10 protein-coding genes are annotated in these 14,817 nt (G+C 47.6%); 4 read left to right on the top strand and 6 right to left on the bottom strand.

Annotation, left to right across the window (positions count from 1 at the left end):
* Nucleotides 1-14: 14 nt before the first annotated feature.
* Nucleotides 15-707, bottom strand: a complete 693-nt coding sequence (locus ACR8BL_RS18035) for a Crp/Fnr family transcriptional regulator (protein WP_434748885.1) — start codon at nucleotides 705-707, stop codon at nucleotides 15-17.
* A 283-nt stretch (nucleotides 708-990) separates the two neighbouring features.
* Between ACR8BL_RS18035 and ACR8BL_RS18030 the strand changes: the two genes are divergently transcribed.
* Nucleotides 991-1,839, top strand: a complete 849-nt coding sequence (locus tag ACR8BL_RS18030) for a methyl-accepting chemotaxis protein (RefSeq protein WP_434748884.1) — start codon at nucleotides 991-993, stop codon at nucleotides 1,837-1,839.
* A gap of 160 nt (nucleotides 1,840-1,999) precedes the next feature.
* Here the strand turns inward: ACR8BL_RS18030 and ACR8BL_RS18025 are convergent, their stop codons facing one another.
* The gene (locus ACR8BL_RS18025) at nucleotides 2,000-3,436 is read right to left on the bottom strand and encodes an alanine/glycine:cation symporter family protein (protein ID WP_434748883.1); all 1,437 of its coding nucleotides are present in this window, start codon (nucleotides 3,434-3,436) and stop codon (nucleotides 2,000-2,002) included.
* Nucleotides 3,437-3,878: 442 nt separating this feature from the next.
* Here ACR8BL_RS18025 and ACR8BL_RS18020 point away from each other — a divergent pair, with 442 nt between their 5' ends.
* The gene (locus ACR8BL_RS18020; RefSeq protein WP_434753162.1) at nucleotides 3,879-4,808 is read left to right on the top strand and encodes a response regulator; all 930 of its coding nucleotides are present in this window, start codon (nucleotides 3,879-3,881) and stop codon (nucleotides 4,806-4,808) included.
* 176 nt (nucleotides 4,809-4,984) lie between these two features.
* On the opposite strand, the gene ACR8BL_RS18015 is transcribed toward ACR8BL_RS18020, so the two are convergent.
* Complete coding sequence (locus ACR8BL_RS18015; RefSeq protein ID WP_434748882.1) at nucleotides 4,985-5,161, bottom strand: aspartyl-phosphate phosphatase Spo0E family protein; 177 nt, start codon at nucleotides 5,159-5,161, stop codon at nucleotides 4,985-4,987.
* Nucleotides 5,162-5,578: 417 nt separating this feature from the next.
* A complete protein-coding gene (locus tag ACR8BL_RS18010; protein WP_434748881.1) occupies nucleotides 5,579-10,546 on the bottom strand; it encodes a fibronectin type III domain-containing protein in 4,968 nt (1,655 codons plus the stop codon).
* A gap of 475 nt (nucleotides 10,547-11,021) precedes the next feature.
* Between ACR8BL_RS18010 and ACR8BL_RS18005 the strand changes: the two genes are divergently transcribed.
* A complete protein-coding gene (locus ACR8BL_RS18005; RefSeq protein WP_434748880.1) occupies nucleotides 11,022-11,645 on the top strand; it encodes an acetate uptake transporter in 624 nt (207 codons plus the stop codon).
* Nucleotides 11,646-11,845: 200 nt separating this feature from the next.
* Nucleotides 11,846-12,394 (top strand): acyl-CoA thioesterase, encoded by a 549-nt coding sequence (locus tag ACR8BL_RS18000; protein ID WP_434748879.1) that lies wholly within the window; start codon nucleotides 11,846-11,848, stop codon nucleotides 12,392-12,394.
* A gap of 121 nt (nucleotides 12,395-12,515) precedes the next feature.
* Here ACR8BL_RS18000 and ACR8BL_RS17995 read toward each other — a convergent pair whose 3' ends face one another.
* Complete coding sequence (locus ACR8BL_RS17995; RefSeq protein WP_434748878.1) at nucleotides 12,516-13,592, bottom strand: anthranilate phosphoribosyltransferase; 1,077 nt, start codon at nucleotides 13,590-13,592, stop codon at nucleotides 12,516-12,518.
* 18 nt (nucleotides 13,593-13,610) lie between these two features.
* Nucleotides 13,611-14,204 (bottom strand): ANTAR domain-containing response regulator, encoded by a 594-nt coding sequence (locus tag ACR8BL_RS17990; RefSeq protein WP_434748877.1) that lies wholly within the window; start codon nucleotides 14,202-14,204, stop codon nucleotides 13,611-13,613.
* Nucleotides 14,205-14,817: the final 613 nt, after the last annotated feature.

The following is a 14,817-nucleotide window of genomic DNA, read 5'->3' as shown; positions in this document are numbered from 1 at the left end:
TTATCTCCTGCAACTCACTCGTACATATTGCCTCCTGCGATTGCTCGCAACTCCTCCACATTCTGAATGACGATCTTCCGCCTTACTTTGCGAATAATATCTCGATTGCACAAGTCCTGAGTGACTCGATTGAGATGCCTGTAGCTCGTACCGAGCAGATCGGCCAGCTCCGTCAGTTTAGATGTCTGAATCTCTTCCGAGACAGTTGAATCCTGTTCCGTTATAGATAAAAGATAACTGGCGAACCTGCTCTCAACAGGGTATAACATGTTCAAACTCGACAGGTTCGAGAACGTGTACAGCTTGTGTGTCACCTGACTAAGCATAAAATGGAGGAATTTCGGATTCTCGGCATAGGTGTTCTGAATGACACGGTAGCTAATGGCGAGCAGCAAACTGCGATTCACCGATTGCACCGTATTGTTCGCCTCTTTCCCATTGACCAGCTCCAAGTCTCCGACTAGAGCGAGCGGTGTGCTGAACCTGAGCAGCAGTGACTTGCCATTCGGCAATGTTGTGAAGATCTTGAGCTTGCCTTGAACGAGAAAATATAAGCGTTCAGGACGTTCCCCTTTTTCACAAATAACCTCACCCTTATCTGCCTCAAGCAGACGCAGCTCGGCAAGCACCGTTTCGTCCAGCACCTGATCCAACCCATGCTCTCTGGCAAGCTGTCGCATAAACTCAAAGTTCAGTACTTCCTTCATCCAGCCCTACCTCCAATGTAATCTCCCTGATACTCAAAATGGACACATGTCCTATATTTTAATTTAATTTGCATGTATGTATTGGCATAAAAACAGCCTTAACTAGAACTAATATCCATGAAAACGCACCACATGGAAATAAATTGGAACAACTTTCGAAAATAGTTCGATTTTAATCTAATCAGGCATTCAGGATATCTGATTTTTGTCCGATGAACAATAGAGGTTCTGCAAATTTTCCAATTCACTTTACATTTAAATATTGAGAGGATGATTCTGTTCCATGAGTAACATAAACATTGTTGATGCACTGTTAAAAGCTTTACCTTATATTAAGTTGATCCTGCGGGAGCCAGCCAGCTTGACCGTGTATGACCACGAGAAAGTATTAGATGTAATTATGACAGATAAGTTCGATCTTGGATTTGAAAAAGGCATGAAACTTATCGATTCTTATCAGAACTATGCCGTTTTGAAAAACGGTCGGGATGCTACACTCTCTACATTGCCCAAAGAAGTGTTTGGAGTAGAGCTGGATACGCTGAACGTTCCCATCTTTGATGACAATAATAACGTTGTGGCTGTATTCTGTGTATCCTATGACCAGTCCAATCAGAATCAACTGGAGGACATTATCCAAGAGAATCAAGACATCAATGGCAACCTCGTCGATATGGTACAGCACGTAGCAGCCCATGCCGAGGAATTGCAGGCTACCAGTGAGCAGATTCTGGAGAATACACGGCTTGCTGTTCAGAACTCAACCCAGATTAACAAAGTTGCTGGTTTCATTCGTGAAATTTCCGAACAAACCAACCTGCTTGGTCTGAACGCCGCAATTGAAGCAGCACGTGTAGGTGAAGCGGGTGCCGGATTTGGTGTCGTTGCCTCTGAAGTACGTAAACTCTCTGTTGATGCAAAACAAGCAACGACCGATATTGATGCCAGCCTGAAAGATGTACAACAGGTGATGAAGCAGATGGAGGTCGAAGTGTCCCAGATTGCCGCTTCCTCGCAGGAACAAGCAACACTGGTTGCATCTTTCACCGATGTCATCGAAAAGCTCAATGACACGGGTGCACGCATGAAAGCTCTGTCGGAACAGCTAATCAGCTACTCCGTACAAAAGTAATGTAATAGAGGTAGCACATATACTGCCCCGTCAGCATTAACTTCCTTACTATGACAGACTTCAAATGTAATAAACAGGACTTGGAATGCCATCATGGTAGCCCAAGTCCTGTTGTTTTGTTATGCCGTATACACGATATCATTGGAATGAAAGCATCATATTATCCTGTCGCATTCAGCTTTTTAGCACCTGTTACTTCTTCTTCCGACTCCCAGCATTCAATCTCGCCCGGAATGTGAATACGGTCACGGGTGAATACAGGATCACGTCCCTCGGCCTTCTGCCGCTTGTAATCTTTTAATGCTTCAAAGGTAACTTTGGAAAGCATCAGAATGGCAATCAGGTTCACCACAACCATCAGCCCCATGAACAAGTCAGCCAAATCCCAGACCAGCTGCACCTTCGCTACCGCCCCAAATACCACCATGCTAATGACGGCAACACGATATATCCAAAGCCACACCTTGTTCGATTTAATAAATTCAATGTTGGTTTCCCCGTAGTAATAATTGCCGATCAACGTACTGAACGCAAACAGGAATACCATGATAGCCAGGAAACCTGAAGCCCATGAACCCATGTGTATACTGAGCGCAGCCTGAGTTAGCTCAATTCCACCCAGATCAGAACCTTGATATACCCCGGATAGCAAAATAATCATGGCTGTACTTGTACAGATAACCAGCGTATCTGTCAGAACGCCAAACGCCTGAATCAGACCCTGTTTGACCGGATGAGTCGTATCGGCTGTTGCCGCAGCATTCGGCGCACTACCCATGCCGGCTTCATTCGAGAATAATCCACGCTTAACGCCATTCATCAGCGCGGCACCCAGTGTACCGCCCGCCATCTGTTCAAAGCCGAAGGCGTTTTTCACAATCAGCATGATCATTGCCGGAAGTTCAGTAATGTTTGCCAGCACAATAAACGCAGCAACGCCAATATATAGAACGGCGAGCACCACCACGATATACTCTGACGCTTTTGCGATCCGTTTAACTCCGCCCATAATGATGCCTGCAAAAACGACAGCCATAATGATGCCAACCGTTAAGCGATCCGTTCCAAAGGAGTTCTGAAATGCCACGGTAATGGTGTTGGACTGTACAGCGTTAAAGACCAGGCCGAACGAAAGGGTAATCAGAATGGCAAACAGGACTCCCATCCACCGTTTCCCAAGCCCCCGCTCCATATAATACGCCGGTCCTCCGCGGAATCCACCCTTGTCCTTGATTTTGTAGATCTGAGCCAGTGTGCTCTCAACAAAGCTTGAAGCCGATCCAATTATCGCGATAATCCACATCCAGAACACAGCTCCAGGCCCACCCAGGGCGATAGCCAGTGCAATCCCTGTAATGTTTCCCGTTCCCACGCGTGCGGCCATACTGATACAGAAAGCCTGAAATGGCGAAATTTTGCCCGGCTCCTTACTCTTTGGCTCTCTAAGCACCTTGACCATATCACCGATCATACGGAATTGCATGAACCTTGTTTTGGTTGTGAAATAGACTCCGCACACAACGAGTAGAATAATTAATAGCTTGGACCAGAGAAAATCATTGAAAACGACGACAACATCTTGTATTGTTTGCTCCATCGATACGCCCCTTATTTTAATGTATTATAAAAAGACTACTGCATTCGTTTCTTCATCCTGAGACTCCGTATGTCTGATCAGATGTTATGCTTGAAATAGCTGAAAATTTGCAACATTTCACACAACAACAGGCTCAGACGGATGTATGTTACTTATACTACAATTACACCTACCGAAATCGACAAATACCTACATGATTTCTGTACATTTTTTTCAAAAACGCGTCTTTCTCATCCAGTCACTGTCACCTAACCTCACATGTGAGCTTCTGTGTAACCTTCTATGCAGAAAAGCAAGATGGAAGTATGATAGGAGAGGTATCTCAGATGCCTGAGATAGCCATTATGTAAATTAAAACAAGCTTTTTGTGGCGAGACGAACCGCCTTTTAACATAGAGAATTGTTTGTAACACCATGATGAACTGGAAAGGACGTGACGGATTTGCGTTATTTTATCGTGGATGATGATCCAGGCGTGCGTTCCATGCTAATGGACATTATTGAAGATGAGGGACTGGGTGACGTTGCCGGGGAAGCTGAGGACGGAGCACATATTCATGCCGAATTGCTGGAGCTGCATAAGGTGGATGTCCTGCTGATTGATCTGTTAATGCCACATCAGGATGGGATCCAGACGGTACGGGCACTTGAAGGAAGGTTCAAAGGTAAGATCGTGATGATCTCCCAGATTGAGTCCAAAAATATGATTGGGGAAGCCTACTCTCTCGGTATTGAGTACTATATTACGAAACCGATTAATCGACTCGAGATTCTATCGGTACTGCGGCTGGTCGAGGAGAGATTACGGATGCAGCAGTCTATTGCTGACATCCAGCGCACATTGCAAGGACTGACGGGCTTGCAGACAGGTGAACGCAAGCAGGCACAGGTTCCGGACAAAACAATTACCACCACAGGCCATTTTCTACTGTCCGAGATGGGCATGATCGGAGAGGCTGGCAGCCGGGATCTGCTGGACATGCTGGAATATCTGGAGCAGATAGAGACGGAGGAGCATAAGCTGTCGCCATACACTTTCCCATCACTTAAAGACATCTTCCAGCATGTAGCCCAGCGTAAGTTGGGGAAAGACGCCTCGGCTGCGGACATTACCAAAGAGGTGAAAGCATCGGAACAACGAGTGCGCAGAGCCATTTTCCAGACATTAAGTCATGTGGTGTCTCTTGGTTTGACGGATTATACACATCCGAAATTCGAGAACTACGCCTCCAAATTTTTTGATTTTACCGAGATTCGCAAAAAAATGCTCGAACTGCAAAACAACGTGGAGCCCTCGTTGTCTCAGACCCGCATTAATACAAAGAAGTTCGTACAAGTGTTGTACCTGGAAGCGAAACGCATGCTTCACTGAACAAAAATAGGCATGAATGATCCGCCGTTAGGGCTCCCTCACGTAGTTGCAGGGTTAACCCTTCCGGCGCTCTTCATGCCCTTCCTTGTTTTGTATGCTGTGCTGTATGCCTAAGCCATACATATTCATAAGATGAGGCTTTGCTATATATAGTTCCATTCCCGATTGATACGCTATCACGTTCGCGTCTGATTCCGGGATATTCGATTATATTCATTAATCAATTCGTCCAGTGCCATTGACTGCCGAATGACTTCGGGATGCCCAAGCCTTCCCTTGTTATGCTCTACCAGTTGATGAAGGTTATGCCTGGCCTTTTCTATTCTGCTCTTCAAATCCAAACTCATAACCATGGCTCCAGATACCTCCTTATTTCTGTTCCATTGTATTGTTTCCTGTCAATCTATAGTTGGATTAACATATGGCATAGGAGACATGGATGTTTTGTATGCTTCTCCAAAATTTGAAAGGGCTGATTCCATTCTAATAGAGATTGGTGAAAAATACCAGATGCAACATCGCGGTGTCACCTCGCTCTAACTCTATACTCAAACCCCACGTATGCTTATACCGCGTCGAATTGGGTTGTGTCGTAATTGTGTATTTTATAAAAGTAAACCAAAAAGCACCTCTCCAATCTCGAACACCTGGTTGATGTCCTTTTAAGATTGGAGAGATGCTCTCTGTTACCATCTAATTTACGTCCGATAAGCTGCCCTGTCTGTCATGCTGAAGGCCTTTCGCACATTAGTTCGATAGGACATTGAATATTAGTGCGTAACTTGGACCTGCATTGGTTCACTCGTAACCTTCCCACTTGCATTGATCCATTCCACCACATATTCGTATTCCCCAACAGCACGATCATTGACCTCTATCTTGGCAGCCTGCGCATTCGGAGTGGATGCCGTCAGCGGCTGGCTATCAATCTCTATGCCATCCTCGTATAACCGATATGATGTCGCATTAGTGCCCCACCACAGATTCATCGCGATCGTGTACTGGCCATCCCCATCCCAATTGTCATGGGACAGTTCAGGCTTCGATGGTTCAGCATTACGAACGATTACCGTCAGCGGTTGGCACTCCGCCTTACCCTTAGCACTCTTTAGCTCACATGTATATACATACGTGCCGTTAGCTCGCCCCTGAATGGAAGTAGATGCATTCTGAGCAGAAGGAGTAGATGCAGATAACTTTTGAGTATCGAGCAGCACTCCATTTTCATACAACTTATACTCCGTACCGTTATTGCCCCACCACATGTTCATCGTAATGGTGTATGTTCCATCGCTAAGCCCGTTCCCGTGACCGTTATTATCGGATAAGACAGGTGTGCCAGGCACATTCGCCGGCTCTTGCGGGCCACCGACATAGCGAATATTGGGTGCTTTCGGCTGTTCCATATCTGCCCCGAGATAAAAGCTGGTATGCGGCGGCTGGTTATAGGCTACATTTTGCCAAGCTACACCCAGTCGGTAGACCGGATCATGCATCAGCGTGCGAAGCCGCACGTCTGTCTCATCGGTCGTTGTATAGATACGCAGCTCGGAGCTGTCTTGACTGCGCCAGATGACTTCCTCACGCCAGTCACCAAACAAATCGGCCTGCAAGCTTGGATTGGCTTTCGTGCCATTATTGGAAGCAGCACCCGTTGCTGTCAACAGATTAACCGTAGTCTGGTTTTTATAATCCCACTTATCGATTCGAGTACCGTCCTGCAACTCACGCAACAGATCACCGTCCCACCAGATACCAAAGTTGGTCGAGGAAGGAATCTTGGTTGTGATCAGCTCTCCCTTGGCACTGTAAAGTCCGGTAATGGGAATATGCTGTTCATTGGTAATCGTAGCAGCCCACACTTCAGCTCCCGGGTAGTTTGGATCAATATCAGCTGCCATGCCGCGTCCAGTATCCATACCCGTGAACACCCCCCACAGTACTTCACCCGTAGCTGCATCCCGCATCTCCATACCATATTTCGAACTTTTATCCTCGTGCACCCCGAATACCTCCATCCCCGGACGGGTTGGATCAAGGTCACTCAGATGCATGGCATCTCCATGTCCCAATCTTGTGTTGTAGAGCGGCTTACCGTCATCATCAATCGCCATCGCTCCGAAGGTAATCTCATCCTTGCCATCACCATCCACGTCACCTACGGACAGGTTGTGATTCCCCTGGCCTGCATAAGACCCGTAACCCGCATCGTTCGAGTCAAAGCGCCACACCTGACTGATCTTGCCATCCCTGAAATCGTAAGAAGCAAGCACCGTACGTGTATAATACCCACGGCTGAACATGGCACTTGGATGCTCCCCATCCAGGTAGGCTACAGCCGCAAGGAAGCGGTCTACCCGATTTCCGTATCCATCCCCCCATGCAGCAACATCTCCGCGCGGCGGATCATAATTCACCGTATCCAGTGCCTCCCCGGTCTCTCCATCGAATACAGTCAGAAACTCGTCACCCAGCAGCACATATCCGGAGCTATTGCGATGATCTGCACTCACATCCCCGATGACCTTCCCTTGCCCGTCAACGGTTCCATCTGCGGTCTTCATCATCAGCTCAGCCCGGCCATCTCCATCAAAATCATAGACCAGGAACGGTGAGTAATGTGCCCCCGCCCGAATATTCGGCCCCATATTGATCCGCCAAAGACGGGTTCCATCCAGCTTGTAGGCGTCCATATATACAATGCCAGTAATTCCGGCTTGAGAATTATCCTTGCCGTTATTCGGCGACCACATGAGCACAATTTCGTACTCGCCGTCCCCGTCCACATCCCCGACACTGGCATCCCCTGCGTAGTAGGTATATGGCTGCCCGTCTTTGGTATATGCATCAGCAGGTTTCTGCAAAGGCACAGAGAGGTATTGCTCCTGCCATACACCGAATTCCTTCGTCGCCGGCTTCTCCATTCCATTTTCTACCGTCGAAATACGGTATTTAGAGATATCCGTACCCTCGGCATCCGTATAGTTCGTGCTTCCCGTCAGCGGCTCTGCGTTCAGCTTCACATCATCACGATACAGATTGAAAGCGATCGATTCCGCATCCAGGCCGAGCATGCGCCAGCCAATGTAGTTGCCTTGCTCCGTTTTCACCGCAACCGGTGCACGATCCAAATATTCCATTGCCCGGTTCAGTGTTGTGGCTACCGGAGTTTCAAGCACGCTGGACAGCTCGGATACACCGCCTGCGTTCACTGAGGCCACTTTATAGTAATACGGAACCGTACTAAGAATGGTGGAATCCTTATACGAAGTCTCCTTGGTACGACCAATCATCTCATAGGCGCCATCCTTGTTCTTGGAGCGATAGATCTGGTAAAAGCGCGCACCCGCAGCTTCACTCCATGTGAAGGAAGCATCGTTTTTATTAACCTCTTGTAACGTCAGCCCTGAAGGCACTTCCGCTTTTGTTACACTTGGATCAATCGTAGATACATTCAGCGTATTGGACGCAAGCGATTCCGTTCCCGTCTGATCCACTGCTGTTACCGTGTACACATAATCCATGCCAAGTTCGATCTGATTATCCGTGTAGGCTGGCTCATCAACCGTGGCGAGTAATTCCGGTTTAACAGCTCCCGCAGACTGTCGATAGACGTTGTACTGCACTTCCCCGGCAGCCGCCTCCCACGACAATACTGCACGGATTGGATCATTGTTCAGATCGAGATCATCGAGTTGAAGCCGCGAAGGAGCCATAAAAGTCGGTGTGATCTCCAAACCGTTAAGGTGCGCGGTCTGTCCACTGAACACCAGATTCATCTGACCATCCTGAACCTGAACATCGTTGATCACTTTTTCGGCTATATTTTTGGTACCCGAAGATACGGTTCCGTAGTCCTTACCCTCGATATTAACGTTCGTTCGAGCCGAGCCGATCCAATCCCCAATGTAGGCTTTAACCGAATAGCTGCCATTCGGCAGATCCACCTTAAATTCATAATTCCCGCCAAAATAAATCACGAAATCACGGCGCAGCGCATCCGTGGCATTGCCACGATCCCGATCCGTCATATTAGCCGTTGAGGTCAGGCCGTACCCGCGCTCCGGCGTGTATAAAGTATTCCGATTCACTTCGTTATACCCTTCCGCGACCGGAGAGCCTACCGGGCCAAAGTCATATCGATACGCTGCCGACTTCGTTGTGAAACTCGTCTCGTCCGAAGGCTCGGATTCACCGCGACCATTCACCGCGGTCACACGCACCGTATAGGTCTCACCTTCGGTAAGGCCGGATAAGGTCATGGTTGGAACCGTCGCTGTTCCGGCAAGTGTATACGCAGATGCCGGCTCGGAGGACAGCTTACGATATATTTTGTAAATATCTGCTGAATCATCCGCTGTCCACTTCAATACAGCGCCCGCGTTGCTAATACTGCCAGCTTTCAGACCGCTCGGCTTCACCGGAACCTCAGCAGGCACCTCGGCATCTCGCACGGCACCTGCCAGTGGAATATCGAGTTCACGTACCGCAACGGCAACCATTCTTGCGATCTGAATGGCACCATACTCCTGAAAATGCGTATTATCGGCAACTCCGTTAGGGAATGCCTGATAGATGCCCGGTGCAACATGCAGGAACACCGACAGCGTAGCCTCAGGCCCGATCGAATCATAATATTCGATGCTGAGTTTGCTCAGATCGATCAGCAGCACATTGTTTTCGGACGCCACTTCTTTTGCTGCCTGCACATATTCAGGGAAAGAAACGTTGAATTTGCCAGTGCTTGCATTAAAGTCCCTACGCCCCATCGGCGTCACCAGAATCGGTGTTGCCCCCCGTTGCCGCACACCGTCTATGTAGGTTTTCAGATAGATTTTGTAATCGGCTGGCGAAGCATAACGGTCAGGCACACTGATCGTGGCATCATTATGTCCGAACTGTACAAACAGGTAGTCTCCCGGACGGATCACTCTCAGAATTTCATCCAACCGCCCTTGGAAAATAAATGATTTGGAGCTGCGTCCACCAATGGAATGATTTTTGATCTCCACGGCATCGTTAAAAAAGGAAGGCAGCATCTGTCCCCAGCCCGCTTGCGGCTCCCAATACGGATTGTAGGTCTGCATCGTTGAATCCCCTGCCAGATACAGAACAGGTTTGCTTCCAGCTTCGCGTTCAGCTTGCTTGGTAATAACCAGTGCATTCAAATTCGCAGCAGCACCGGAGAATACCAGATTCATCTGACCATCCACCAAAGCGATGTCAAAGTTCATCTCCAGATACTCGCCTGCCGCTTTGCTGTTCAGCTGCACCTTGTTCATGCTTTCTACATCGATGGCAATCTCTGTCGCTCCGGCAGCATCCCCTGCAACAAGCGAGACCGTATAGTCCCCGTTCGGCAGATCCACATTGAATTGCCCACCCGCAGCAAACGTTGCAAAATCAGTTTTGATTGGATCACTGATCTCACGATCCTGCACCGTCACTTTGGAGACATCGGCAAAACCATATCCCCGTTCCGATGTATAAACTGCATCTGCCCCTACACCGGTGTATCCATCCGCTACTGCTCCTGATCCAAAATCATATCGATAAACGGCTTTTTCCGCAGCAACTGAATCCGGCTCTGCCGCACTTGCTGTTGTCCCACCAAATAAAGAGCCCCACCCCAAACTGGAAATCGTAAATACGGATATAAGCAAAATCAAGCTGAGCCTACGTGTCTTTTTTGCGATCATCAACACCCATCCCTTCGCTTCTTCATCTTGTCTGTTCACTTCTTCATCGTGGAACGTACAGACTTTCTCGCTATAAACCAGTTAAGTAAGCGCTTGCATTTTGTCGGTTATAAAAACATCTATTGCTGCCTGCGCTACTCCTCTGTCTCCTCTGTCTTGCTGCTCCCTAGTCCCCCTTCCCACCGCAATTCATATTTCCTGCTGCTATTACACTACATCTCGAAACGCGGATGTGATTTCCATTCGATACTAACGTGAATCGCCTGGTAATAACATGTAATTATCCGTCTTTTTTCACCACAAACCCGATATATTGGTAACCCATTCAACTGGCTGTCACACAAGCAACCGTTTTCCGGCGTTTCAGGTAATAAAATCCCTTTTCATAACTGGGGCATTCGGTTACAATAGGTCGATATGTGTGTCCGGGTCCGGCGGATGCCAAATGAAGTCCGAGGATGGCCTATACAGGCTCATCATCCAGATTTGATATTATTGGAGGCTTATCAACACCATGCAAACCGAGTCACAGACTAAAGTCAAAATCATAAACGCCGATCCCAGCGCGATGGGATTATTTGGGCTGGCAATTGTAACCCTGGTCGCTTCTTCCCAAAAGCTCGGCATTACCGATGGACTTAGCTACGCTATTCCGTGGGCAATCTTCCTGGGTGCCTTTGCCCAGCTCTTCGCTTGTATTCAGGATTCCAAACGCAATAACACGTTCGGCACCACTGCTTTTGGTGCATATGCCTTCTTCTGGTTCGCCATGGGCGCCAACTGGATGATCAAAATGGGCGTATTCGGCTCTACACTTGCTGAGCAGACCGATGGCAAGCAGCTTGGATTTGCTTTTGCCGGATATCTGATCTTCACCTTGTTCATGACGATTGGCGCTGTTGAAGCCAACAAAGTATTGCTTATCATTTTCATTCTGATCGATTTCCTGTTCCTTGGTCTGACCTTTGACGCTTTTGGCGTAGCACCACATATCTTCCACACCATTGCAGCTTATGCTGAGATGGGAATTGGTATTGTGTCCCTGTACGGTACGGGTGCTTCCGTTCTGAATGCTCACTTCGGTTATACATTCTTGCCGATTGGCAAACCGTCCGGCATTTTCAGACCTAAGGCTTAATATACAGATTGAGGTTCCACCGCCTGCGCGCCGGTCCGCGCCTGGCGGTTTTTTGTATGATCGAGCCTCATCACTCTACATTTGAATATGATTCTGACCGACACCTATACTAGGTATACAACCTCTAAGCTCCAAAAAAACCTGAGAAATGCTACATTAAAAATAGAGTCAGAGCAGCCATACTGCAAGGAGGAAGAAACATGAGAGAGATACCCAAACCTACGGAGATGGATCAAACGGAGAGAAAGTATGTACGTGAAACGCGCTGTTACAAAACAGCACGGGTGTTTCCGACAGATGTCAATAATCATAACACCTTGTTTGGCGGCAAACTGATGTCCTACATTGATGATATTGCCTCTATCACCGCATCCAAGTTGTGCCGGGTGAATACCGTCACCGCATCAACTGACTCTGTCGATTTTCTGTACCCAATTAATCCAACCGATTCTGTAACATTGGAGTCATTCGCTACGTGGACAGGCCGAAGTTCCATGGAAATCTTTGTGAAAGTCATTCGTGAGGATCTGAAGACTGGGGAGAAAAAAATCGCAGCAACAGCATTCCTGACCTTTGTGGCCCTGGATGAAAACAACCGCAAATTAATCGTTCCCCGAATCATTCCGGAGACGGAAGAAGAGAAAAAGCTGTACGAGACCGCACCTGACCGGGCAGCTATGCGGAAACAACGGCGGGAAGAGAGCAAAAAGTTCGCTAACTTCCTGACCGTAACGTACCCTTGGGAGTAAGATAAGCACAGCGCAACAACACGATCGCAGCTGTATTGCGTTTCTTCCCCCTGTAAGGAGAGGCTTAAGATGCGTGTATCAGGAGAGTTAACACGCGGTTTAACCACTTTAAAGCAACTTGTTAGCCAGATGATGCCGGATAGATGGATACAGTTCTGCTATCCGGCAACTCTCCACCCATAGAGACACACCACTGCTGATAGAGGCGGAATGCAGCTCCACTCTCTATATGCTGCTTGCAGGTGTATATACCTTGCTCAATGGATGGGGCACGTCCGGCAACATACAGGCGAAAACCCGCATTTAACAACACCTGATTAACAAATGTGAGATGACCATCCCCGCGCAGCACACTCTCCGCCACTTCAACCTGCTTCGCTGCGGTCCAGATCATATCGGGCACAGGCATATCCAGATCGTAGATTGAAGGATCTATGAGTTCAAGCTTCATCTCGCCATCCTCCACAGCGTATACACGTGTAGGGCGATCAATATACAGATCCTCTGATCCTTCCATGCCTTGAACAACATAAGCACGTTGATACTGAAAACGGGTAAGCAGTTTCGCAATTCGATCCAGAAACGTATTATGGAACACCCCAAATACAAGATATGACGAATGATTGTAATCAATCAGTTTCTCGGCTGTATTCAGCACTGTGCGAAAACCCAGTTCCTCCCGCAAAGGGCGAAGCCTACGTAGCGGCTCACACCATTCTTCGGAGGAAACATACATCACACCTGTGTGGCGAGCAGCACTGAGAGCATCCTCCCGGCTCATCTTGCGTGTATCCATCCCCGCCTCTCTAAGCACAACCGACAATGTAACTCCCCATTTGGGCGGCAAAGGTTCACTGCCGTGAAGAGTAACCGGCAATCCAGCTGCAGCTAGCACAAATGCCACGGGATATGTAGCCATAAATGACTTGGTTCGTCCATCATAAGGACCGGCGCAATCCAAACTATCCTGAAATACAGAGAAACGCTCCGTGCTATTCCTGCATGCATGCACAAAAGCTTCCATCTCCTCAACGTTCTCCATCTTCATCCGCTCGGCCATTAGAAATGCAGCTGTCTGAGCAGGAGAAACTTGCTGTTTCAATATATGTTCAGCAACGTTCAGCGCCTCTGCATAATTCAGATCACGTGAACCTCGCTTTCCACGTCCAACCTCTCTGAGGATTTGAGACATATCCATAGAGCACCCTCCTTTCAATTATGACTGGAGCAGTTGATGAGCCTTCACAATTGCGGTAGCAACATCAACCATCCGTTTGCGCTCATCCATTGCTTTTTTACGTAAGAGATCATACGCCTCCGATTCGGATATCTGCTTCAGATCAGACAAGATGGCCTTCGCCATATCAATCCATTTCCGGTCCTCCAGCTTGGAATGCAACTGCTTCCGCTCTTGCTCCCATTGCTTGCGTTCCATATAACGCCGTGCTGCAAAGTGCAATGTCCAATGGATTTCCGGCCCGGCCATGGAAGGTGTAAGAATGCCATCAAACGAAGTGTCAACCTCGCAGTCGTTGGCAGAGGAAGACGCTGTATCCGGGGCACACCACCAGAGTAGCGGAGTATCTACCTTCTCCTCTCCCAGGCGGTTCACCCAATAAGCTACGTCCACTAGAGACAGGTGCAGGATGGAGGCATCCACCTCACGGGCTAGCCTCATCACCTCTGTCTCACTGTCCGAGACCTGTACATGATAACCAACGGTCCCCAACAAATTCTCTGGTGTCAGAGGGATTACTTCGGACGAGCTGTCCAGATTGGGTTGCACACGGATGACCAATATGGATCGCATGATGGATCAATCCCTCCTTATTTTAGTACACAAACACCGCCTTCACTTTTATTACATTAACACATGAAAGCGATAATTGTGTCATGTTACCTGACAAAAACGAAGAAATATATACATGATTTTTTAAATTCCGAATTAACTCAGAGGAGTTTTTGAGGTAGATCGTCATAGAGGTTTTATTTTTTGTTGTTTGTCGCCCTATATTTTCTGGATAAAAGTGGATTTAAAATGGTTAGAGAATTCCACCATGGCACCTTTCCTACATTAAATAATGTATTTTGTGCACTATAATGAAGTTATTTTCTTATCCGTATGATAGAACATCATTTTTCCCGATTACCAATTCCACTTTTCTTTAAACTCATGTAAACATAATTAACTTCAAATTTCAAATACTTTTTTATGTTAACTATATTGACATGAATAGATCATTATTTTATAGTTAAGCCATAAGAACTCCATAAACGAAGGATCACTCACAGTTACAATGGCGTAGCTGGTTGAAACGGCAATGAAGCCTGTTTTGCAAATTCGGAGCAAAGGGAAGCGTATGTGTATACGCAGTCCTCCGAGGCATGACAGGCTTTTTCAATTTTCCAGGATAAGGAAAAGA

Origin of the sequence: Paenibacillus amylolyticus (assembly GCF_051136285.1) — a bacterium.
Lineage (GTDB): Bacteria > Bacillota > Bacilli > Paenibacillales > Paenibacillaceae > Paenibacillus > Paenibacillus amylolyticus_F.
Note: the sequence above shows the minus strand (reverse complement) of the source record. Positions and strands in the feature narration are given on the sequence as shown.

Excerpts from the sequence above, each read along its gene's own strand:
- ACR8BL_RS18015 (WP_434748882.1), bottom strand. The coding sequence starts at position 5,161 with ATGGTTATGAGTTTGGATTTGAAGAGCAGAATAGAAAAGGCCAGGCAT.
- ACR8BL_RS18000 (WP_434748879.1), top strand. The coding sequence starts at position 11,846 with ATGAGAGAGATACCCAAACCTACGGAGATGGATCAAACGGAGAGAAAG.
- ACR8BL_RS18005 (WP_434748880.1), top strand. The coding sequence starts at position 11,022 with ATGCAAACCGAGTCACAGACTAAAGTCAAAATCATAAACGCCGATCCC.
- ACR8BL_RS18030 (WP_434748884.1), top strand. The coding sequence starts at position 991 with ATGAGTAACATAAACATTGTTGATGCACTGTTAAAAGCTTTACCTTAT.
- ACR8BL_RS18035 (WP_434748885.1), bottom strand. The coding sequence starts at position 707 with ATGAAGGAAGTACTGAACTTTGAGTTTATGCGACAGCTTGCCAGAGAG.
- ACR8BL_RS18025 (WP_434748883.1), bottom strand. The coding sequence starts at position 3,436 with ATGGAGCAAACAATACAAGATGTTGTCGTCGTTTTCAATGATTTTCTC.
- ACR8BL_RS17995 (WP_434748878.1), bottom strand. The coding sequence starts at position 13,592 with ATGGATATGTCTCAAATCCTCAGAGAGGTTGGACGTGGAAAGCGAGGT.
- ACR8BL_RS17990 (WP_434748877.1), bottom strand. The coding sequence starts at position 14,204 with ATGCGATCCATATTGGTCATCCGTGTGCAACCCAATCTGGACAGCTCG.